We start from the raw sequence: 20,471 nt of genomic DNA on the forward strand, positions 1-20,471 counted from the left end.
TCCTTCGCGGTTATCTCGTCTGAAAATCGGGACGGGAGAACGAACGGGGACGAGCCGCAGTCGGGCGGTTCTACGCGACGACGGCGTCCTCGAGCAGCTGAAGCGGGTGTTTGATCTCGTAGCCGGTGCCGTGTTCCATCTGCATCGCGCAGGTCGGGCACTCGGTCATCCCCACGTCGCCCTCGGCGTCCTCCATGTGCTCGAACATCTCCGCGCCGATCTCCATCGACTTCTCGTACTTCTCCTCCTTCCAGCCGTAGGTGCCGGAGATCCCCGAACAGGAGTCGCCCACGTCCTCCATGGTGACGCCGTCGACGTCGCGGAACGTCTCGACCGCCTGCCGGGAGAGCCCCTGATTGCGGGCGTGACACGGCGCGTGGTAGGCGAACGACTGCTCGTCGGCGAGTTCGCTCTCGGCCAACTCGCCCTCGAGGTCCTCGTTGATCCGGAGGTACTCCAGCGCCTCGTAGGTGTGTTCGGAGACGTCTTCGATCCCGTGGATGTCGAACAGCTCGGGGTACTCCTGCCGCAGCGACAGCGAACAGGAGGTACAGGAGGCGATCACGTCGGCGCCGTCGCCGATCGCCTCGACGAGGCTCTCGACGTTCGTCTCCGCGTGCCGACGCGCGTCCTTCAGCATCCCGTTCGCGAACATCGGGGTCCCGGAGCACTTCTGCGGGGGCACCAATACCTCGTAGCCGAAGTGCTCGTACACCCGCACCATCGCCTTGCCGACCTCCGGCGTGTTGAAGTTGGAGTAACAGCCGTGGAAGTACGCGACCCGCTTGTCGGGGTTCTGAACCTGCGCGCCGCCGCGGGCCTTCCACCACTCGCGGAACGTCTCGGTGGCGAACTCGGGGAAGTCGCGCTCCTTCGGGATGCCCATCGCCTTCTCCATCGCCCAGCGGGCCGGACCGAAGTTCATCGCGAACGAGGCCGTCCGCGGGAAGACGCTCGCCAGCCGCGCCGAGGTGCGGTAGTTCGCCAATATCCGGTTGCGGACGTACTCCACCGACAGCTTCTCCATCTGCTCTTCGACGAACTGACCGCGCGCCTCGTTGTGCATCTGCGAGAGCGGCACCGAAGAGGGGCAGGCGTCGTCACAGCGCATGCAGTTCGAACAGGACGTGATCGACTCGTCGATGTCGTGGTCCTCCTTGCGCTTGAGCCGCCACTGCTCCGGGCCCTGGAACTTCGGTCCCGGGAACTCCTCGTCGACCTCGGCGACCGGACAGGAGGTGTCACAGCTGGTGCACTTGTAACAGGAGTCGGCGCCCTCCCGGAGGTCGAGATCGCCGCCCGGGAACACGTCGACCGGATCGTACGCGTCCGGATCGAGCTCGGGCGAGCTGCTCCCGCCGGTCGCGCTCTCGACGCCGCCGTCGGTGGCGGCGCGGTCCGTTTCGAGGCCGTCAGCGCGGTCGCCGCCGTCCGTTCCGTTCGCGCCCGTCGCGTCTCCGTCGTCGTCCGTGTGTCGTGTCATTGGGTTGCCTCCGTCGCCGCCTGCCGCCCCGCCACTATCCCGGTCGCGAGCGACACTCCGCTCGCGGACTTCTCCCGCGCCACGTCCGCGCCGCCGACGACCCCGCCGGCCGCGAAGACGTTGTTGTACGCCGCGTTACCGTCCGCGTCCAGCGCGCGCCCGTCCTCGCCGATCCGCACGCCGAAGCGCGCGTACGGCTGGTCGCCGAACGCGTCGTCGACGAACCACTCGTAGCGGTCCGCCGGCTGCTCGACGTGGAGGCCGAACGCGGGCTCGCGGACCCCCTCGCGGTCAGAGTCGAGCCCCTTGCCGACGAGCCCGCCGGTCGCCAACACGAACGCGTCGGCGCCGTAGGGCGTCTGTCGGCCCTTCCGATCGACCGAGACCGNATCGCGCCGTCCGCCTCGGTCTCGATGCCGACGACCGGATTGCCGGTCTCGAACCGAACGCCCTCCGCGTCGAGCGCGTCGTACAGCCGGTCCTCCAGTCTGAGCCCCGGGAGGCTCGGCGGCCCCATCGGGATCTCGAACGCGTCGGCGCCGAGCCGGTCGGACATCTCGGCGCGCACCGCGTCGCCCTCTTGATCGCCGAGGAACGCCGGGAACCCGACGCGCTCGACGCGGTCGACGCCGCCCGCCTCGTCGACCACGTCGTGGAGGTGCGGCGCGACCGCCTTCGCCAGCGCCTCCCGAGCGGGGACGCCGCCGATCTCCTCGTCGTGGTCGAGCGCCTTCGCGAGCCGGGTGACCTTCGTGTCGGCCCGGAACGCCTCGGCGAACTCCACCTCGGCGCCGGCGACGTCGAAGGGCACTCCGGCCGCTTCCAGCCGCCCGGCGAACGCCCGCGCGTCGTACTCGGTCAGCGACCGGAAGCCGACGATCAGCGCGGGTCGGTCGTCGCTCGCGATCCCCGCCTCGGCGGCGGCCGGGTAGCGCGCGGTCGGCTTCACGCTCCCGCCGAACGTCGGGAGAAGCGCGTTGCTGTCAGTGTGGCCCCCGCGGTACGCGTCGCCCGCGAGGTCGTCGAACAGGTCGAACCCCTCGCGGAGCGCGTCGGCGCCGAGGATTTGGTAGGGGTGCGTCTCGGGGAGCCGGCCGATAGCCTCGAAGGGGTCGGCGAGCGGCCCCTCGGGGTCGGGCCACTCGTCGCGGTCCAGCTCGCGGCCCGCGGTCGGCGGCCCCTCGCGTAAGGGCTTCGCGGGCTCGGTGGCCGGCACGTACCCGAGCGCGTCGATCAGCCCGGAGGCCTGCCGGAGCGTGCTCGACTTGTGGGAGACTAAGCGCACGTCGGCGCCCTCGCGGGCCGCCGCGACAGCCGAGGTGATCGCCGCCAGCCCGCCGCCGACGACGAGCACGTCGCTCTCGATCGCCATCAGATCCCCCCGTCGGTCGCCGCGTCGTCATCTGCGCGGCCCCCGTCGGTCGCCGCGTCGTCATCTGCGCGGCCCCCGTCGGTTGCGGCGGCTCCGGATTCGCCGCCTCTGCTCCCGTCGGACCCGACCGGTTCGGTTTCGGCACCCGCGTCGAAGGCGCCGAAGTCGACCTCGTCGTCGAGGCTCGCCGGGTCGCCGTCGCGGTTCATCGTCGTCGCGTGCAGCAGGTGGTTCAACATCGCCTGCGAGAGCTGCCGCCCCCAGAGCGCGTGGCGCTGGCCCTTCCAACGCTCCTGGTACAGCTCGTCTTCCGCGTCGCGGACGACCGGCTCCGGGTACTCCTGAGCCAGTTCCGCGGCGATCCGGTGCGAGCAGAACCCGCCCTGACAGTTACCCATCGAGGCGCGGGTGCGCAGGCGGACCGCGTTGAGGTCGCTGCCCGCGTCGCCGATGGCGTCCTGCACCTCGGCGCGCGTGACGCCCTCGCACTCGCAGACGACCGGGTTGGGGTCGTACTCGTCGAGCACGTCGTCGGCGCGCGAGCCGAGCCGCTGGCCCGATCGCCGCGCGACGGGCGACCGGAGCCCGAACTCGTCCATCAGCTCCTCCATGCGCGCCTCGCTCTCCGACCCCGGCAGCGGCGCCTCGGCGGTGTCGCAGGTCGCGTCGTGGCCGAGCGCGTCGCAGACGTGATCCGAGATGGACTCGGCCATCATGCGGTAGGTGGTGAGCTTCCCGCCGACGATGGTCGTCATCCCCGGGAGGTCGTCGCGGTCGCCGTGGTCCAAGAGGAAGTAGTCGCGCGTGATGTCGGTCGGGTCCTCGGTGCCGGTTCCCGGCGGTTCGTACAGGGGACGGACGCCCCAGAAGGAGCGGAGCGTCCGGGCGTCTTCGAGCGCCGGGACCAACTCCGAGAGCGTCTCGATCATCAGGTCGACCTCCCACTCCTCCTCGGGGTAGTCCTCGGGGTCGTCCACCTCCTCGTCGGTCGTGCCGAGGATGCAGGCGGTCTCGTGGGGAACGATGATGTCGGCGTCGCCCTTGGGACGGCAGCGGTTGATCACCGTGTCGACCTGCCGGGTGTTCATCACCGTCATCACGCCCTTCGAGGGGCGCACCTCCACGTCGACGCCGGCCATCTCGCCGACGTTGCCCGCCCACGCGCCGGTCGCGTTGACGACGTGGCGCGCGCGGATCTCCTCGGTCGTCCCGGGCTCGCGGTGGACGCGCTTCCCGGGCCCCGTCTCGTGTTCGATCTCGACGCCGACGATCTCGCCGTCCTCGACGAGCACGTCGGTCACCGGGGCGTGGGTCTCGACGCGCGCGCCGTGCTCGCGGGCGTCCGCCGCGTTCGCGACGCAGAGCCGGAAGGGGTCGACCGCGCCGTCCGGCAGCGCGATCGCCTTCTCCACGTCGCGCGCGAGGTACGGCTCGCGTCGCCGGGCCTCCTCGCCGTCGATAACCTCGGCCGGGATGTCGCACGCGCGACAGCCCTCGAGCTTCTCCTGGAAGTACTCCTCGGAGTCCTCGGGGCGCTTGACGAACATCCCGCCCGTCTCCTCGACGCAGTGGCCCGCGATGTCGCGGAGCACCCGGTTCTCTTCGATACACTCGCGCGCGCTCTTCTGGTCGGAGACCGCGTACCGACCTCCGCTGTGTAAGAGCCCGTGCATTCGCCCCGTCGTGCCGTGCGTCAGGTTCCCCTTCTCGACGAGCACCGCGTCGAGCCCCCGCCGCGCGAGGTCCCTGACGACGCCGCACCCCGTCGATCCCCCACCGACGACGACGACGTCCACCTGTTGGTCCATGTCGATCCGGTCGGACCCCGCCCACTTTACTTTACCTCCTACGCGGAGTCACTCATAACAATCAGGGACGTTCAAGTAGTACAATCGTTGTCGGCGCCGGATTATTTATATAGTGTATTTTTCATTCGCGACGAAATTCGGATTTTAACAGGAAGATTATTATGGTAGTACATTATGTTCACGAGTGGCGTGGTAGCTTCCGTGAAGATATGTCGCGGCGGCGGCGACACCGCCACTCCGTCTGCGTCCGCTTCGTCGGCGTTCCGGCCGACTGCGGCGCCGTCGGAGGCTCCCGGCGTCGCCGGGAGACCGTCGGTCGAGGCGCGGACGGCGACTCGATCGGCGGACGGGCGGAGACGGCGTCGCGCTCGACGGTCCGGGGGACGAACCGAGCCCCCGGTCGGCGCTCGCCGTGCGGTCTGCGCCGACGCCGCGAGCGGACCAGCGCCACAGGAGGGATCCAACACATGACACAGTATGTCGGTGCGATAGACCAAGGGACGACCGGCACCCGGTTCATGGTTTTCGACCATGAGGGCCAGGTCGTCGCGAACGCGTACGAACAGCACGAACAGATCTACCCGAACCCGGGTTGGGTCGAGCACGACCCCATCGAGATCTGGGAGAACACGCAACAGGTCGTCCTCGACGGCCTCGCCGACGCGGGGCTGGAGGCGGACCAGCTCGACGCGATCGGGATCACGAACCAGCGCGAGACGACGATCGTCTGGGACAAGGACTCCGGGAAGCCGGTCCACAACGCGCTCGTCTGGCAGGACCGCCGGACGACCGACCGCGTCGAGGAGTTGCAGGAGGCGGGCAAGGTCGAGGAGATCCGCGAGAAGACCGGCCTCGAGGCCGACGCGTACTTCTCCGCGACCAAGACCGAGTGGATCCTCGACAACGCCGAGCCGCTCAAGATGCAGAGCTCGCGCGGCGGCGACCTCCGCGACCGGGCCCGCGAGGGCGAGCTCGTCATGGGGACGATCGACTCGTGGCTCATCTACAACCTGACGGGCAACCACATCACCGACGTCACCAACGCCTCCCGGACGATGCTGTACAACATCCGGGATCTGGAGTGGGACGACGAGCTTCTCGATGAGTTCGACGTGCCGAAGGAGATGGTGCCCGAGGTACGACCCTCCTCCGACGAGGACTACTACGGTCACACCGACGCGGACGGCTTCCTCGGCGAGGAGGTCCCCGTCGCCGGCGCCCTGGGCGACCAGCAGGCCGCGCTGTTCGGCCAGACCTGCTTCGACGAGGGCGACGCGAAGAACACCTACGGCACCGGTTCGTTCTACCTGATGAACACGGGCAATGAGGCCGTCAAGTCCGACCACGGGCTCCTGACGACCATCGGGTTCCAGATGTCCGGCGAGCCCGTCCAGTACGCGCTGGAGGGGTCCATCTTCATCACCGGCGCCGCCATCGAGTGGCTCGAGGACGTCGACCTGATCAACAACGCGGCCCAGACCGCGGAGCTGGCGCGGTCGGTCGACTCGACCGACGGCGTCTACATGGTCCCGGCGTTCACCGGGCTCGGCGCACCCCACTGGGACGGTCGCGCTCGCGGGACCATCGTCGGGATGACCCGCGGCACCGGCAAAGAGCACATCGTGCGGGCGACGCTCGAGAGCATCGCCTACCAGACCCGCGACGTGGCCGAGGCCATGGAAGCCGACTCCGGCGTGGAGACGACGAGCCTCCGGGTCGACGGCGGCGCGGTCAAGAACAACTTCCTCTGTCAGCTCCAGTCGGACATCATCCAGACGGAGATCGCCCGGCCGGAGGTCGACGAGACCACGGCGCTCGGCTCGGCGTACGCCGCCGGCCTCGCCGTCGGCTACTGGGACAACGTCGACGAGCTGCGCGACAACTGGCAGATCGACCGGGAGTTCACGCCCGAGAAGGACCAGGCGGAGGTCGACAAGCTGTACAGCCGGTGGGACGACGCGGTCGAGAAGTCCCTCGACTGGGCACAGGAGGACGAGTAAATGAACGAGCTGCTGCTCCAGGTCCCGGTCATCGGGATGGAGGTCGAGCAGTTCCTCCTGCTCCTCATCACCGCGCTGGCGGGCGGGGCGTTCGGCGCCGCCATCGGCGCGCTGCCGGCGTTCATCTTCACCGGGTTCGTCGTCTTCCTCGGTGAGGGGATCAATATCCTCCAGAGCCAGATCTCCGAACTAGACGCGATCCCCGCCGGCGAACTGGCCGCGGGCATCACCGGCGTCATCGGGTTCGGGGCGATCACCGGTCCGCACATCGCGTTCGCGGGCGGCGTGGCCGCCTCGGCGTACGCGGGCAAAAAGTACCCCGAGATGAATCCCGCCGACGGCGGGTACCACTTCGGGAAGGACATCACGTACGCGTTCGGGACGAAGCCCGACATCCTCGCGGTGGGTGCGATCTTCGGCGTGATCGGTATGCTGTTCACGCAGGTCGCGAACGGCCTCTTCATCAACGTGCTCGAGATGACGCCGCCGACCGACTTCATCGCGGTGTCGGTGTTCGCGACGGCGTTCCTCGCCCGCCCCGTGTTCGGCTACCCGATCGTCGGGAAGCCGGCGGGCGACGGGCTCCTCGACATGTCGCCGTTCGAGCGCGGCGAGGACCACCCGAAGGCTGACAGCGACGAGGAACACGCCGGCCGGCCGGCGACCGAGCCGTGGCTCCCGCACCAGTACAAGTGGTCGGGCGTCACCGTCATCGGGCTCGTCGGCGGTATCCTCGGCGGTTACATCTGGCTGCAGACGGGGAGTATCTTCCTCGGCTACGCCATCTCCGCGATCAGCCTGCTGTTCCTCAACCTCGGCGTCGAGAAGATCCCGGTGACCCACCACATCACCCTTCTCGGTGCCGTCGGCGCGGTCGTCATCGATCCCGTCGCGGGGAGCGTCGTCGCGCTCCTGGCTGGCGGTGTGCTCGGTGCTCTCAGCGGCCTCGTGGGTGAGGTCACGCAGCGGATGTTCTACTCGCACTCCGGGACTCACGTGGACCCGCCGGCGATGGCCATCGCGATCATGATGCTCGCCGTCGGAATCCTCGGGATCCTCGGCGTACTGCCGAACGCCGGGTACCTCTAACCCCGACCGCGGGGGGTGACCCGAATCGATCCCGCGGCGGCCCCGGAATTATTCCGGGGCGGTCCCGGAGCGATTCTGTGACACGTCGAACCGATTCGGCCGCGCGGCCCTCTCCGCCCGGTCGCAACGCACGCCGTACGCGCACATGACCGAGTCGCTGGACCCACCAATGAAACGCCACACGAGACGCGGCCGACGACCGGACCGAACCGGGAGCGACCGCGCTTCGCATCGGACTTACCCGAGCACTGCGGAGGCCCGACCGTGAACATCGACGACCGGATCGAGCGGCGGCTCGGCTACGACGTCGGGGCCGGCGTCCTCGTCGATATCGACGCCGTCTCGCCGGTGTCGCACGTCGAGCCGCCGATCGGACGCGGGCCGGCGATCGAGCGGCTCCTCGACGTGCTCGAGCCGGCCTTCGCCGGGTCGCTCCCGCCGAGCGCCTACGTTCACGGGCCGAAGGGGAGCGGGAAGTCGGCGATTCTCTCCGCGCTGTTTCGGCGGCTCGCGTCCCACAGCGGTCCGCGTCGGGCGATACAGACGTCGACGCGCGCGGTCGAGCCGACCCTCCCCGGATTCGTCTACGTCGACGCGCGGGAGGCGTCGACGCGGTTCGCGCTCTACCACGCCGGGCTCGACGCGGTCAGCGACGAGTCGGTCCCCGAACACGGGATCGGCACGGACGAGCTGGTCGAGGCGCTGCGGGACGCCGTCGACACCGGACCTGACCTGGTCGTCGCGGTCGACCACACCAACGAGCCGGAGACGCCGAGTGCGGCGACCGTCGTCGAGTGGCTCACGGCCGTCAGCGACCGGGTCGTCCCGGTGTGTCTCGGCCGCGACGAGCCGGCGGCGATCGAGTGGGACCCGGAGGAGGCGGTGGGGTTCGAGCCGTACCGCCGGCACGTGCTCGTCGAGCTGTTGACGAGCCGGTGTTCCACCGGGCTCGGGCGCGACGCGCTCACCCACGACCAGATCCGCGAGGTCAGCGAGTGGGCCGACGGGGACGCGCACGACGCGCTCGCCGCGGTCGCCGGCGCGGCGATCACCGCGGAGCGCGCGGGCGCTTCGACGGTTCGACCGGAGGACCTCGACGCGGGGATCGAGGCGGTCCCGCGCCCGGGCGTCGCGCTCGGGCGAGTCCTCGCGCTCTCGGAGAGCCGGCGTCGGCTGCTCTACGAGCTCGTGAGCCTGTCGGACGATGACCGGGCGTCGGTGAGCGCCGCGACGGAGACGATCGCCTCGCGGGAGGCGGTCGACCTGTCTCCCTCGACGGTGCGACGCGTCCTCTACGAGCTCGCGGACGCGGGCCTGCTCGACCGGGTGACTGCCCGGCGGAGCGGCGGGAAGGGACGACCGCCGAGCCGGCTCGTCCCGCGGTTCCCGACGCTCGTGTTCCGCGAGCTGTTCGACCGTCCCTCGTGGTCGGTCTGAGCGGACCCCACAGAGCCCGTCTCGTCCTCACTTTTCACCGTCATCTCCGCGGTCGACCGCGAACGCAAGACAGTTGCGCGTCGTCGCCTCACGTCCGGTATGGTTCCGCCCCTCGCGCTGGACATCGACGGGACGCTGACGACGGCGAGCGGCCGGATCGACGCGCGAGCCTTCGAGCTGTTGCCGGAGTGGGACGCCCCGGTCGTGCTCGCGACCGGGAAGTCGTTCCCGTACCCGGTCGCGCTGGCGCACTTCCTCGGGCGCGCGGAGACCGTCGTCGCCGAGAACGGCGGCGTCGTGCACGTCGACGGCGAGACGGCGGTCCTCGGCGACCCCGACGCTCCGCGAGCCGTCGTCGAGGCGTTCCGCGAGCGCGGCGGCGACCCCGGCTGGGGCGCCCGCGACACGGTGAACCGCTGGCGCGAGACGGAGGTGGCGCTGTCGCTCGACGCCGACGAGGCGCTGTTGCGCGAGGTCGCCGCGGCCGCCGGCGGCGACGTGGAGGTCGTCGACACCGGCTACGCGTACCACGTCAAATCGACCGGCGTGAGCAAAGGTCGCGGACTCGAACGGGTCGGCGACGCCCTCGGGATCGACCCCGGCGAGTTCGTCGCGGTCGGCGACAGCGAGAACGACGTGTCCACCTTCGCGGTCGCCGGCGAGTCGTACGCGGTCGCCAACGCCGACGCCGCCGCCCGCGACGCCGCGGATGTCGTGGTGGAGGAGTCGTACATGGACGGCACCGCGGGCGTGCTCGCCGAGCTCCGGGCGCGGGGCGAGTGACTGAGGACAGCGAGATCTCGGGCTCTGTCGAAACATCGTCTTTTTAAATACGATCTCCAATGAAACATGCAGTCGATCGGAGTTGCGAACTGAACGTGGCAAATATGTAATCATACATAAGCTTGGAGAGGTACGGCTAGCATTTCACGAGGCGACACCCCACAGATACCGAAGGGGTACGACGGGTTATACATCGATTTGAGACGAGATATACGAACGAATAATTGGTTTAGAGGCCGTGTAAAATGGATATTCGAGCAGTACGAGATATGCGAACTTGCGCAGATCTTCCGGGCTCACGCGCCGTTGTTGTGCTCTTTTGAAATACAAGTCCAAATACTTATAATACAACTCGAAAAACACTAGGTGATGCCTGAACGACGACATTTTATTGCAACAACCGGAGCGACTCTACTTACTGCAACCGCTGGTTGTACGGGAGCTTTACCCGGCGGGGACAGCTCACCCGACATCGAAACGACGGACGGTCCCGCCGAATTTGCGGTGTACGGCGCCACCTGGAGCGACAGCACCGACGTTACCGTCGATACGGACGCCACACTCGACATCACCATCGGAAACCGCGGTGGTGAACCAGGTGAACTAGAGTTTTCGGCGGCCGTCGAAAGCCTCCAAAGCGAAACGGCACCGCTCGTCACGGCCGAGACCTCTACGATCGAAGACGAAATCGCAAGCGGTGACACTGTCACGGTCACAACTGAAACGATTAATTTCGACTACGCCGGCCGATACGAAGTGACGGGCTCGGACGAAACCGGCAGCCGAATCCCGGTTGCCGACACCGCAGAAGCTGACTCCGAAATTGAAATTCTCCCGCGGCGCGCCTCAGGAGAAACGACACAGCAACTTGGTACCGATCTCAGGCTCGCCGTTGACCGGGTCACGTTCGAACAACACCTCCACTACGACACGAGCCGAAGCGTGCTCTTTGGAAGCGTTGACCGAGTCGGTGCTCACAGCGCGCTCGACGACCATACACTGGCACTCGTCCACGTGACCGTCGAAAACGCCGGTAATAACGGAACGAGTCTCGATACGAGCAACTTCACGTTTGCCGGCGAGACCCCGCTCACAGACCTCGGTGGGTCGTCCCTCGACAGTGTCCGAGACATCGATGGCTCTTCGGTCCACGACGAGTCCGTGAACCCGGGCAGTTCAGTCACCGGCTGGATCCTGTTTAACGTCCCCCGAGACGCCATCGATGACACCCCCCTCGCATTCCACCGTGACTCCACAGCCGCCCCTGAAGACGTCATCTGGGACGTGGAGATCGGATCGGTTGATTTCCCCACCTTCGAACTCGTGGACATGACTGTCCCCACCGAACGCGCGGAGGGAACCCAAGAGTTCGAATTCACGATCGGTAACACGGGAGACGATAGCGGAACGTTCCGTGGTGAAATCGAATGGCGCGAGGGCACGTCTGGAGACTGGGACGGGCTTCTGGAAGGGAACGCCGATCTGTCCGCCCGCATCCCCGCCGGCTCAGAGACCACCATCGCAACCAGCAGCGATAACGACGAGATGAGCAGCACGTACGAGTACCGATTGAACCCGTTCGGCGCGACGTTCGTCATCGAACCGAGCGAGTAGCGGGTTCTGTACCGGGTCCAGCCCGCGACACGCTTTCTGTCTTTATTTGTACAGAGTACTGTAGGGTGCGTATCCGGTCAGCACACGGCTGTGTTCGTATTAATAAGCCTCACTGTCGACCGGACGCAGGTACCACACGCGAGCGGGGCCCCACTCGACCCACTGTCGCGCACGTTCAAACCGTCGACAAAACCGCGGTCGGTTCCCTCACTCGTCGCCTTGCGCGTCGACGATGACGACTTCGCCGTCCTCGACGGTGACGTTGATGAGGGTCTTCACGTTGTAGTCGGTGTCGTCGAGCTCGTTCTCGCCGGCCTTCTTGATCACGGCGACGACGTCGACGACCTCGGCGCCGACCTCGTTCGTCAGCGCGTCTAAGATCGCCTTCATCGTCCCGCCCGTCGAGAGCACGTCGTCGAGGACGAGCACGCGGTCGCCCTCCTCGACGTCGTTGATGTACATCTCCGACTCGGAGTAGCCGGTCTCCTGGAACAGCGGGACCTCGCCGTCGAGGCCGTACTGGCGCTTGCGGATGACGACGAGGGGGATGTCGGTCATCAAAGAGAGCGCGGTGGAGATGTGGATCCCCATCGCCGCGGGGGTGACGATCTTGTCGACGTTCTCGAGCTCCGCCTTCCGGATGATCCGGATGACGATCTCCCGGAGCAGCTCCGGTTTGAGCATGGGAACGCCGTCGCTGATCGGGTGGACGAAGTACTGGTACTCGCCTTTCTCGATGATCGGCGCGTCGAGGAGCGACTGCCGCAACTGGTCCATGTCGCCGGTACTCGGGCGGATTAATAAAGCGTGGCGGTTGCGTCGCCCGGTGCGGGCCGATACCACGCAGCGGTCGGATGCGCGCGCCGTCGCGATTCGTCTCGAAACGACGAGTGAACGAGTGCGGCTACCGCCGAAGTCCGTGCCGTTCATCAATCGCTAGTTGATTGCGGATCGACAGAGAATACCTCCAAGGTCCCAGCCTCGTCGCCGGCGGCTCCGCCGCCGCCGGCTGCCCGTGGCGCGTGGCGCCACGCTGTCACCGGACTACGTCCGGCTGCAAGCGAGAGCTTCGCTCTCGCCCTGTCGGTGGTCCTCCGCGTTGCTCCGGACCGCCGACCCCCTCGCGCTGATCGGCCGCACCGCGGCCTCGCAGGCCCGCCACCGAACTAACATGCCGATCTGGTTCCCAGCCGCGCCTACTCGAACTCCGGCTCGCGCTTCTCTAAGAACGCCCGCATCCCCTCCTGCTGGTCGTGGGTGCCGAACAGCCCGGACCACGCCCGGCGCTCCAAGGCGAGCCCGCCGCGCTGCGTCCCGTCGTGGACCGCGTTGAGCGCCTCCTTCGCGGCGCGGGTGGCGAAGGCGGGCTTCGCGGCCAGCTCCGCCGTCAGCTCGTCGATCCGGTCGTCGAAGGCGTCGTCGTCGACGACCTCGCCCACGAAGCCGATCTCGGCCGCCTCGGTCGCGTCGATGCGCTCGCCGAGGAAGACGAGCCGCTTGGCCGTCTCGTCGCCGACGAGTCGCGAGAGCCGCTGGGTGCCGCCCCACCCCGGGATGATCCCGAGGTCGATCTCCGTCTGCCCGAGCACGGCGCTCTCGGCGGCGACCCGGAGGTCACACGCCAGGGCCAGCTCGCAGCCGCCGCCGAACGCGTAGCCGTCGATCGCGGCGACCGTCGGCGCCGGGAACGACTCGATCGCGTCCGCGACGCGGTGCCCCAGCTCCGCGTACGCCTGCGCCTCCGGCGTCGACAGCTCGACCATGTAGGAGATGTCCGCGCCCGCGACGAACGCCTCGTCGCCCGCGCCGGCGAGCACGAGCGCGCGGGCGCCGGCCGCCTCGGCCTCCGCGAGCGCCGCCTCGATCGCTTCGAGCGTGTCGACGGTGAGGGCGTTGAGCTGGTCGGGGCGGTCGACGGTGATCGTCGCGGCGTCGCTGTCGTCGTCGATGTCGAGCGTGATCGTGTCCCACGTCATACCGGCCCCTCGCTCGCCGGCGTGAAAGTCGTTCGGCAGGCGGAAGCCGAGGGGGTCTCCTAGATCTCTTCGCGGCTGTCGATCTCGGTGTAGATGTACCACGCGACGCTGTAGACGCCGAGGAACAGTAGGTAGCCGAACACGAGCCCGACGAGCTGGCGGGAGCCGAGCCCGTCCGGGAGCGTCCGCGAGAGGATCCCCAGCGCCACGACGAAGACGACCAGCGAGAACAGGCCCGACAGGGCGTACACGCCCAGATCGGAGGTGAGACGATCGCGCACGGCCACACTAACGGGATCGGCTTATAAACTCCCGTCGGTCGCGGCGAGGCGGCGGCGGGACAGTGACCGGTCCGGGCGCGACCGACCGGCCGACCGGTCCGTTGCGCGGATTGCAACCCCTATATGCCCCCGGCCACACGTGCGAGTATGAACGGGAACCGGTTCGGTCGGCTCTTCCAGGTGACGACGTACGGCGAGAGCCACGGCGACGCGATGGGCGTGACGGTCTCGGGCGTCCCCGCCGGCGTCGAGCTCGACGAGGAGGCGATCCAGGCGCAGCTCGACCGGCGCAAGCCGGGTCAGTCGATGATCACCACCTCGCGGGGCGAGCCCGACGAGGTCGTCGTCAACTCCGGCGTGCAGGACGGTTACACCACCGGGACGCCGATCGGCATGGTGATCCAGAACAAGGACGCGCGCTCGGGCAAGTACGAGCCGTACGTCACCGCGCCGCGCCCCTCCCACGGCGACTACACCTACTCCGCGAAGTTCGGCACGCGCAACTGGGGCGGCGGCGGGCGCTCCTCCGCGCGAGAGACGGTGAACTGGGTCGCGGCCGGCGCCGTCGCCGAGCAGGTGCTCGACGCCTCCGACTACGACGTGGAGATCAAGGCGCACGTCAACCGGATCGGCGACGTCGAGGCCGGCGACGTGAGCTTCGAGCAGATCCTCGAACACTCGGAGGCGAACGACGTGCGCTGTGCCGACCCCGATGCGGCCGCCGAGATGCAGGAGCTGATCGAGCGGTATCAAGAGGAGGGCGACTCCATCGGCGGTTCCATCTACTTCGAGTGCCGCGGCGTCCCGCGCGGGCTCGGCGCCCCGCGCTTCGACGGCTTCCCCTCCCGGCTCGGACAGGCCATGTTCTCCATCCCGGCGACGACCGGCGTCGAGTTCGGGCTCGGCAAGGACGCCGTCGACGTGGCGGGCAGCGAGCGCAACGAGGACTGGACGTTCGACGACGGCGAGTCGTTCGACCACGTCGCAAGCGAGGAGGGCGACCCCGTCCCGGTCGGCAACGACCACGGCGGCCTGCAGGGCGGGATCACGACCGGCGAGCCGATCTACGGCGAGGCGACGTGGCACGCGCCAACCTCGATCCCGAAGAAGCAGCGCTCCGCCGACTGGGAGACGGGCGAGGAGAAGGACGTGCAGGTCGTCGGGCGCCACGACCCCGTGCTCCCGCCGCGGGCCGTCCCCGTCGTCGAGGCGATGCTGTACTGCACCGTCCTCGACTTCATGCTGCTCGCCGGCCGGATCAACCCCGACCGCGTCGACGGCAACCCGGGGCAGTACGACACCGACTACCACCCGAGCAGCCCGGACAACGAGTAGCGGGCGACGGTCGTCCGACCCCTCGCGTCACTCCTCCGGCGACCACTCGCACGCGTCGCCCGCGGTGAGGTCCTTCTCGTCGACGCGCGCGGAGAGGCAGGCGTAGTTACAGAAGAAGGCGGGTGAGCCGCAGTCGTCGTCGCAGTCGCGCACGCAGATCGGGTCGTGGTCGAAGATCCGCGAGCCGCAGTAGGCGCAGGTCTGCTCGCTGTCGGGCGTCGAGACGGTCGTGGACATGTCCGAACGCAGGGCGCGTCGCGTTGAAAAGGCGTCGCGGTCCTGCGCCCGTCACACCACGATGACCGCGTCGACGACGACGAGCAACACGAAACCGACGAGGAACGCCCCGGTCGCGGCGTCGGCGTGACCGTGACCGTGCGAGGAGGGGATCAGCTCGCGGAAGACGACTGCGAGCATCGCGCCCGCGGCGAACCCGGAGGCGACGGGGAACAGCCCGGCCGCGACGGAGACGAGCAGGAAGCCGAACACCGAGGCGACGACTTGGGGGACGAGCCCGGAGAGCGTGGTGTACCAGATCACCCGCAGGTTCGACATCCCGGTGTCCGCCATCGGCACCGCGAAGGCGAACCCGTCGGGCACGTTCTGGAGCCCGATCACGACCGCGAGCACCAGCGCGACCTCCTCTAACCCCGACGCGAACGCGACGCCAATCGCAAGCCCCTCGGGTGCGTTGTGGAGGGTGATCGCCCCGCCGATCAGCAGCGCCTTCCGGAGGGTCACTTCCCGTTCTGCGGCCGCGTCGGCGGACTCGGACGGATCGGCGGGGTCGGCCGACGCCGCGGCGGTGCCGGGCTCGACGGGGTCGGCGAACTCCGAGAGTTCGCGGTCCGACCGCTCGGTCTCGTCGGACACCGACATCGCCGCGGCGTCGTCGCCGGTCGCGCCGCCCTCCGGGAGCCACTCGCGGTACTGCGCGTGGAGGTGCGGAACCGCGTAGTTCCCGGCGAGCAGGCCGATCCCGCCGAGGAGCAGTCCCGTCATCACCGCCGTGAGCGTCCCCTCCTCCATCCCGGGGAGGATCAGGCCGAAGACGCTGGCCGCGACCATCAGCCCGGCCGCGAGCCCCAGCGCCGCGTCGTAGACGCGATGGGTGACGCGCGTCCGGAAGAACACCGGGAGCGCGCCGAGCCCCGTCGCGATCCCCGTCACGCCGCTGACGGCGACGACGGTTGGAAGGGTCGTCATGGGACGGCGTTTCGCCCCCGCGTATATAAATGGAGCCGACGGCGGCGCGGTCCGTCCCGCGCCGCGGTCACCGCTGGAACGCGCCCCGGAGGTCGCGCCCGTAGACGCCGACGGCGACCGCGAGCGTCGCGAACGCGCCGACCGGAATCACGGCGAGCCACCCGGACGTGGTCCCGACGCCGAACCGGGTCGCGACGCCGACGGAGACCCACAGGCTCGCGGCCGCGGCGAGCGCGAGCAGGCCGCCGGTGACGCGGCGGTCCTCCCGCCCGAGCGCGACCCCCGCCGTCGCGCTGGCCGCGGCGAGCAGGTAAAACCCGATCGCGAGCGGCCACGCTCGGATGGACGGCGGGAGCGCTCCGAACGGGCGCGGCTGCTCGAGGAAGTACGCCCACACGGGGTAGCCGCCGGCGCCGAGACCCGGGCCGGACGTATTTAAAAAGCCCCAGAGGCCCACGACCGTGAGGTCGTCGCCCGGGATCACGGCCATCGGGACCGCGAGGAGGGCGAGGACGAGGAGCCAGCCGAGTCGACGAGAGACGCGGTCGGCGCGGTCGTCCGGCTCCGGTCGCCCCGCTCCCGTCGTCTCCGCTCTCGGTCCCGGTCCCTCGGACATGTCGTCGTCTCGGTGAGCCGCGGATAAGTATCGTCCGGAGCCGTCTCGGGTCCGAGGACGCGCAACGTTCTTTGAGCCGGGGGTCGCTTGCTCCGGTATGCGAGTCACCGTCGTCGGAAGCGGTTACGTCGGAACGACCCTCGCGGCCTGCCTCGCGGACGCGGGTCACGACGTGACCGCCGTCGACATCGATCCGGACGTGGTCGCGGCGATCAACGACGGGCACGCGGCCATCCACGAGCCCGGCCTCGACGACCTGTTAGCCGAGCACGCGGGCGACCGGCTCCGCGCCACGACCGAGTACGAGAGCGTCCCGGACGCCGACGTGACGTTCCTCGCGATCGGCACCCCGTCGAACGAGGACGGGAGCATCGATCTGGGGGGGCTCACCGCGGCCGCGGAGATGACCGGCGAGGCGCTGGCGGGAGCGGGCGACGGGTCGGGAGCGGGCGACGGGTCGGGAGCGGGCGACGGGTCGGGAGCGGGTGACGGGTCGGGAGCGGCTCCCGGCGACCGCCACCTCGTCGTCGTCAAGAGCACTATCACGCCGCCGGGCGTCGGGGAGGTTCGCGAGGCCCTCCTCGAGGGCGCGGGCGACGCGGCCGACCGCGTCGAGCTCGCGACCAACCCGGAGTTCCTCCGCGAGGGGACCGCCGTCGACGACTTCCAGCATCCCGACAAGCTCGTCTTCGGCACCGACTCCGACTGGGCCACCGAGCGGTTGGAGGCGCTGTACGAGCCGCTGCTCGCCGCGACCGACGCGGACGCGCCGGTGATCCGGACCGACCCCGAGACGGCCGTGATGATCAAGTACGCCAACAACGCCTTCCTCGCGTCGAAGATCTCGCTGGCGAACGACCTGGGCAACATCTGCAAGCGGTTCGGGATCGACGCCTACGAGGTGATGGACGCGGTCGGCCTCGACGACCGGATCGGGGCGCGATTCCTGCGCTCGGGGGTGGGGTGGGGGGGAAGTTGTTTTCCTAAAGACGTCGATGCAATTAGGGCGGCGGCCCGCGAGGCGGGCTACGAGCCCGCGCTCCTCGACGCCGCGGTCGCGGTGAACGACGGCCAGCCGGAGCGCATGCTCGAACTGCTCGATTCCCACGCCGACGTGGCCGGCGAGCGCGTCGCGGTCCTCGGACTCGCTTTTAAACCCGGCACCGACGACATCCGGAACTCTCGGGCGATTCCGGTCATCGAGGGGCTTCGGGCGCGGGGCGCCGAGGTCGTCGGCTACGACCCGGTCGCGACCGACAACACCCGCGAGCGGTTCCCCGACATCGAGTACGCGGACTCGGCCGAGTCCGCGCTCGACGGCGCGAGCGCGGCGCTCGTCGTCACCGACTGGGACGAGTTCGCGGCGCTCGACGACGCGTTCGACGCGATGGCGGAGCCGGTCGTGATCGACGGTCGCCGGGTGATCGAGCGCCGCGAGGGGCTCACCTACGAGGGGCTCACCTGGTAGCGCGGGCGACTACCGACGGCGGGCGAAGCGACGTACCGGTCCGTTTGTTCCGTTCTCACGGCGGAGGGAGTGGTCGCCGACGCGTGAGTTGGCCAAGAAACGCACTGTGAATGGTGAAATACACTGAAATGTACTGCATTATTAATAGTGTTGAATATTTATTGACGCTCTGGGATGAGTACTGACGACCACAGCCACGAGACGGACAGGAGCGGCCACGAACACCACGAAGTCGAGGGGCCGGGGTATCCGACGCCGGCCGCGATGCGGACCGAGAGCGGCCGTGAGGAAACGGCGTACGTGATGGCGCCGCGAGTGGGGATGGAAAAGGAGGGACCGGATATGATCGGCGTCGTCGACCTCGACCCCGCGTCGGACACCTACAGCGAACTGATCGACACGGTCGAGATGCCCAACAAGGGCGACGAGCTCCACCACTTCGGCTGGAACGCCTGTTCGTCGTCGTGTCACGCCGAGGGGCTCTCGCGACAGTATCTGGTCGTTCCGGGCCAGCGGTCCTCGCGCATTCACATCGTCGACGCCGAGGACCCGCGCGAGCCCGAGATGGTGACGGTCATCGAACCGGAGGAGGTGTTCGAACACGACCTGTCCGCGCCGCACACGGTCCACTGCGTCCCCGGCGGAAAGATCGTCATCAGCATGCTCGGCGACGCGAACGGCGAGGTCCCCGGCGGGTTCCTGCAGTTGGATCAAGAGGACTTCAGCATCGACGGCCATTGGGAGGCCGACCGCGGCGACATGGAACTGAACTACGACTACTGGTACCAGCCCCGACACGACGTCATGATCTCCAGCGAGTGGGCCGCGCCGAACACCTACTACCCGGGCTTCGACCTCGACGACGTCGAGGCGGGCGACTACGGCGACAGCATCCACATCTGGTCGTGGGACGACCGCGAGCACGTCCAGACGCTCGAATTCGGCGACCAGGGGCAGATACCCCTCGAAGTTCGGATGAGCCACAACCCCGAGGAGACGCAGGGGTACGTCGGCGCGGCGCTCTCCTCGAACATCATCCGCTTTTACGAAGAGAGCGACGGCGCGTGGGACTGGGACGTCGTCATCGACGAGGACCCGCGCGAACACGAGGAGTGGGACATGCCGGTGCCGCCGCTCATCACGGACATCCTGCTGTCGCTGGACGACCAGTACCTGTTCTTCTCGAACTGGCTCCACGGCGACGTTCGGATGTACGACGTGAGCGACGCCGGCAACCCGCGACTGGTCGATCGGGTGTGGGCCGGCGGCCTCTTCGGCGACCGGCAGACGGTGCAGGGCGAGGAGATCCGCGGCTCGCCGCAGATGCTCCAGCTCTCCCGGGACGGCAAGCGGCTCTACTGGACGACCTCGCTGTTCTCGTCGTGGGACAACCAGTTCTTCCCGGACATCGCCACGGAGGGCTCGCTGATGCTCAAAGCCGACGTCTACCCCGACGAGGGGCGGATGGAACTGGACGAGGAGTTCCTCGTCGACTTCGGGGACGCCCCCGGCGGACCGGCGCGGGCTCACGAGATCCGCTGGCCGGGGGGCGACTGCACGAGCGACGTCTGGCAGTGATCGGCCGTGATGAACGCAACGACCCACGCCGTCGAACTCGTCCGCCCGAACGGGCGGACCGAGACGATCCGAGTCGAGGACGGCGAGACGATCGTCGACGCCGCGGAGCGGGTCGGCGCGGCCGTTCCGTACGGCTGTCTGTACGGGGCGTGTGGCACCTGCGTCGCGGAGCTGCTCGACGGCGACGTGCGCCACCAGCGGTCGGCGCGGGCGCTGAAGCCGGCGTCCCTCGACGCGGGGTACGTCCTCCCCTGTATCGCCACGCCCGAGTCCGACTGTCGACTGCGCGTCGGCCACGGGATCCAAGCCGAGGTCGTCGGTACCCCGTGGAAGTGAGACCTCCCCGGTGACGACCGTCTCTGGCGGTGCCAACGGCGGGAGTCCGGGATGGGTCTCCCGCGGAGGGTTCAGCGAGACAGCCAACG

The 20,471-nt window shown here is 68.7% G+C and carries 17 protein-coding genes and 1 pseudogene; 9 read left to right on the forward strand and 9 right to left on the reverse strand.

Annotation, left to right across the window (positions count from 1 at the left end; all coding sequences use genetic code 11):
* Positions 1-70: 70 nt before the first annotated feature.
* The 3 genes and pseudogenes from C469_RS03270 to glpA all read right to left on the reverse strand — a co-directional run bounded on the left by C469_RS03270 (position 71) and on the right by glpA (position 4,663).
* Positions 71-1,483: an anaerobic glycerol-3-phosphate dehydrogenase subunit C gene (locus C469_RS03270; protein WP_008003849.1), complete on the reverse strand. Its 1,413-nt coding sequence runs from the start codon at positions 1,481-1,483 to the stop codon at positions 71-73.
* Positions 1,480-2,855, reverse strand: a pseudogene (gene glpB / locus C469_RS03275) (glycerol-3-phosphate dehydrogenase subunit GlpB). The gene C469_RS03270 and the pseudogene glpB overlap by 4 nt, the downstream one beginning before the upstream one ends.
* On the reverse strand, positions 2,855-4,663 hold the full coding sequence (glpA, locus tag C469_RS03280; protein WP_008003850.1) for an anaerobic glycerol-3-phosphate dehydrogenase subunit GlpA: 1,809 nt from the start codon (positions 4,661-4,663) through the stop codon (positions 2,855-2,857). The pseudogene glpB and the gene glpA overlap by 1 nt, the downstream one beginning before the upstream one ends.
* Before the next feature lie 467 nt (positions 4,664-5,130).
* Here glpA and glpK point away from each other — a divergent pair, with 467 nt between their 5' ends.
* The 5 genes from glpK to C469_RS03305 all read left to right on the forward strand — a co-directional run bounded on the left by glpK (position 5,131) and on the right by C469_RS03305 (position 11,586).
* Positions 5,131-6,663 (forward strand): glycerol kinase GlpK, encoded by a 1,533-nt coding sequence (glpK, locus tag C469_RS03285; protein WP_049911009.1) that lies wholly within the window; start codon positions 5,131-5,133, stop codon positions 6,661-6,663.
* Positions 6,664-7,752, forward strand: coding sequence for a hypothetical protein (locus tag C469_RS03290; RefSeq protein ID WP_008003852.1), 1,089 nt, complete (start codon positions 6,664-6,666; stop codon positions 7,750-7,752).
* A 264-nt stretch (positions 7,753-8,016) separates the two neighbouring features.
* Entirely contained in the window at positions 8,017-9,189 is a 1,173-nt protein-coding gene (locus C469_RS03295) for a Cdc6/Cdc18 family protein (RefSeq protein ID WP_008003854.1), read from the forward strand.
* A gap of 99 nt (positions 9,190-9,288) precedes the next feature.
* Positions 9,289-9,972, forward strand: coding sequence for a phosphoglycolate phosphatase (locus tag C469_RS03300; RefSeq protein WP_008003856.1), 684 nt, complete (start codon positions 9,289-9,291; stop codon positions 9,970-9,972).
* A gap of 369 nt (positions 9,973-10,341) precedes the next feature.
* The gene (locus tag C469_RS03305) at positions 10,342-11,586 is read left to right on the forward strand and encodes a DUF4352 domain-containing protein (protein WP_082230100.1); all 1,245 of its coding nucleotides are present in this window, start codon (positions 10,342-10,344) and stop codon (positions 11,584-11,586) included.
* Between the two features lie 207 nt (positions 11,587-11,793).
* On the opposite strand, the gene hpt is transcribed toward C469_RS03305, so the two are convergent.
* From hpt to C469_RS03320, 3 genes are all read right to left on the reverse strand, one after another.
* Positions 11,794-12,363: a hypoxanthine/guanine phosphoribosyltransferase gene (gene hpt / locus C469_RS03310; RefSeq protein WP_008003860.1), complete on the reverse strand. Its 570-nt coding sequence runs from the start codon at positions 12,361-12,363 to the stop codon at positions 11,794-11,796.
* Between the two features lie 419 nt (positions 12,364-12,782).
* Positions 12,783-13,562, reverse strand: coding sequence for an enoyl-CoA hydratase/isomerase family protein (locus C469_RS03315; RefSeq protein ID WP_008003861.1), 780 nt, complete (start codon positions 13,560-13,562; stop codon positions 12,783-12,785).
* A gap of 59 nt (positions 13,563-13,621) precedes the next feature.
* Positions 13,622-13,843, reverse strand: coding sequence for a hypothetical protein (locus C469_RS03320; protein ID WP_049910983.1), 222 nt, complete (start codon positions 13,841-13,843; stop codon positions 13,622-13,624).
* A gap of 147 nt (positions 13,844-13,990) precedes the next feature.
* Between C469_RS03320 and aroC the strand changes: the two genes are divergently transcribed.
* A complete protein-coding gene (gene aroC, locus C469_RS03325) occupies positions 13,991-15,178 on the forward strand; it encodes a chorismate synthase (RefSeq protein WP_008003864.1) in 1,188 nt (395 codons plus the stop codon).
* A gap of 27 nt (positions 15,179-15,205) precedes the next feature.
* Here aroC and C469_RS03330 read toward each other — a convergent pair whose 3' ends face one another.
* The 3 genes from C469_RS03330 to C469_RS03340 all read right to left on the reverse strand — a co-directional run bounded on the left by C469_RS03330 (position 15,206) and on the right by C469_RS03340 (position 17,000).
* Positions 15,206-15,415 carry a hypothetical protein gene (locus C469_RS03330; protein ID WP_008003865.1) on the reverse strand — a complete coding sequence of 70 codons (210 nt, stop codon included), beginning with the start codon at positions 15,413-15,415 and terminating at the stop codon, positions 15,206-15,208.
* Between the two features lie 51 nt (positions 15,416-15,466).
* Positions 15,467-16,384, reverse strand: a complete 918-nt coding sequence (locus tag C469_RS03335) for a ZIP family metal transporter (RefSeq protein WP_008003866.1) — start codon at positions 16,382-16,384, stop codon at positions 15,467-15,469.
* A 67-nt stretch (positions 16,385-16,451) separates the two neighbouring features.
* Entirely contained in the window at positions 16,452-17,000 is a 549-nt protein-coding gene (locus C469_RS03340) for a TIGR04206 family protein (protein ID WP_008003867.1), read from the reverse strand.
* 97 nt (positions 17,001-17,097) lie between these two features.
* Between C469_RS03340 and C469_RS03345 the strand changes: the two genes are divergently transcribed.
* The 3 genes from C469_RS03345 to C469_RS03355 all read left to right on the forward strand — a co-directional run bounded on the left by C469_RS03345 (position 17,098) and on the right by C469_RS03355 (position 20,382).
* Positions 17,098-18,468 carry a UDP-glucose dehydrogenase family protein gene (locus C469_RS03345; RefSeq protein WP_008003868.1) on the forward strand — a complete coding sequence of 457 codons (1,371 nt, stop codon included), beginning with the start codon at positions 17,098-17,100 and terminating at the stop codon, positions 18,466-18,468.
* A 174-nt stretch (positions 18,469-18,642) separates the two neighbouring features.
* On the forward strand, positions 18,643-20,046 hold the full coding sequence (locus tag C469_RS03350; protein ID WP_008003869.1) for a selenium-binding protein SBP56-related protein: 1,404 nt from the start codon (positions 18,643-18,645) through the stop codon (positions 20,044-20,046).
* A 9-nt stretch (positions 20,047-20,055) separates the two neighbouring features.
* The gene (locus C469_RS03355) at positions 20,056-20,382 is read left to right on the forward strand and encodes a 2Fe-2S iron-sulfur cluster-binding protein (protein WP_008003870.1); all 327 of its coding nucleotides are present in this window, start codon (positions 20,056-20,058) and stop codon (positions 20,380-20,382) included.
* Positions 20,383-20,471: the final 89 nt, after the last annotated feature.

Origin of the sequence: Halorubrum lipolyticum DSM 21995 (genome assembly GCF_000337375.1) — an archaeon.
Taxonomy (GTDB): domain Archaea; phylum Halobacteriota; class Halobacteria; order Halobacteriales; family Haloferacaceae; genus Halorubrum; species Halorubrum lipolyticum.

Excerpts from the sequence above, each read along its gene's own strand:
- C469_RS03290 (WP_008003852.1), top strand. The coding sequence starts at position 6,664 with ATGAACGAGCTGCTGCTCCAGGTCCCGGTCATCGGGATGGAGGTCGAG.
- aroC (WP_008003864.1), top strand. The coding sequence starts at position 13,991 with ATGAACGGGAACCGGTTCGGTCGGCTCTTCCAGGTGACGACGTACGGC.
- C469_RS03350 (WP_008003869.1), top strand. The coding sequence starts at position 18,643 with ATGAGTACTGACGACCACAGCCACGAGACGGACAGGAGCGGCCACGAA.
- glpK (WP_049911009.1), top strand. The coding sequence starts at position 5,131 with ATGACACAGTATGTCGGTGCGATAGACCAAGGGACGACCGGCACCCGG.
- C469_RS03335 (WP_008003866.1), bottom strand. The coding sequence starts at position 16,384 with ATGACGACCCTTCCAACCGTCGTCGCCGTCAGCGGCGTGACGGGGATC.
- glpA (WP_008003850.1), bottom strand. The coding sequence starts at position 4,663 with ATGGACCAACAGGTGGACGTCGTCGTCGTCGGTGGGGGATCGACGGGG.
- C469_RS03340 (WP_008003867.1), bottom strand. The coding sequence starts at position 17,000 with ATGTCCGAGGGACCGGGACCGAGAGCGGAGACGACGGGAGCGGGGCGA.
- hpt (WP_008003860.1), bottom strand. The coding sequence starts at position 12,363 with ATGGACCAGTTGCGGCAGTCGCTCCTCGACGCGCCGATCATCGAGAAA.
- C469_RS03270 (WP_008003849.1), bottom strand. The coding sequence starts at position 1,483 with ATGACACGACACACGGACGACGACGGAGACGCGACGGGCGCGAACGGA.
- C469_RS03345 (WP_008003868.1), top strand. The coding sequence starts at position 17,098 with ATGCGAGTCACCGTCGTCGGAAGCGGTTACGTCGGAACGACCCTCGCG.
- C469_RS03330 (WP_008003865.1), bottom strand. The coding sequence starts at position 15,415 with ATGTCCACGACCGTCTCGACGCCCGACAGCGAGCAGACCTGCGCCTAC.
- C469_RS03355 (WP_008003870.1), top strand. The coding sequence starts at position 20,056 with ATGAACGCAACGACCCACGCCGTCGAACTCGTCCGCCCGAACGGGCGG.
- C469_RS03315 (WP_008003861.1), bottom strand. The coding sequence starts at position 13,562 with ATGACGTGGGACACGATCACGCTCGACATCGACGACGACAGCGACGCC.
- C469_RS03300 (WP_008003856.1), top strand. The coding sequence starts at position 9,289 with ATGGTTCCGCCCCTCGCGCTGGACATCGACGGGACGCTGACGACGGCG.
- C469_RS03305 (WP_082230100.1), top strand. The coding sequence starts at position 10,342 with ATGCCTGAACGACGACATTTTATTGCAACAACCGGAGCGACTCTACTT.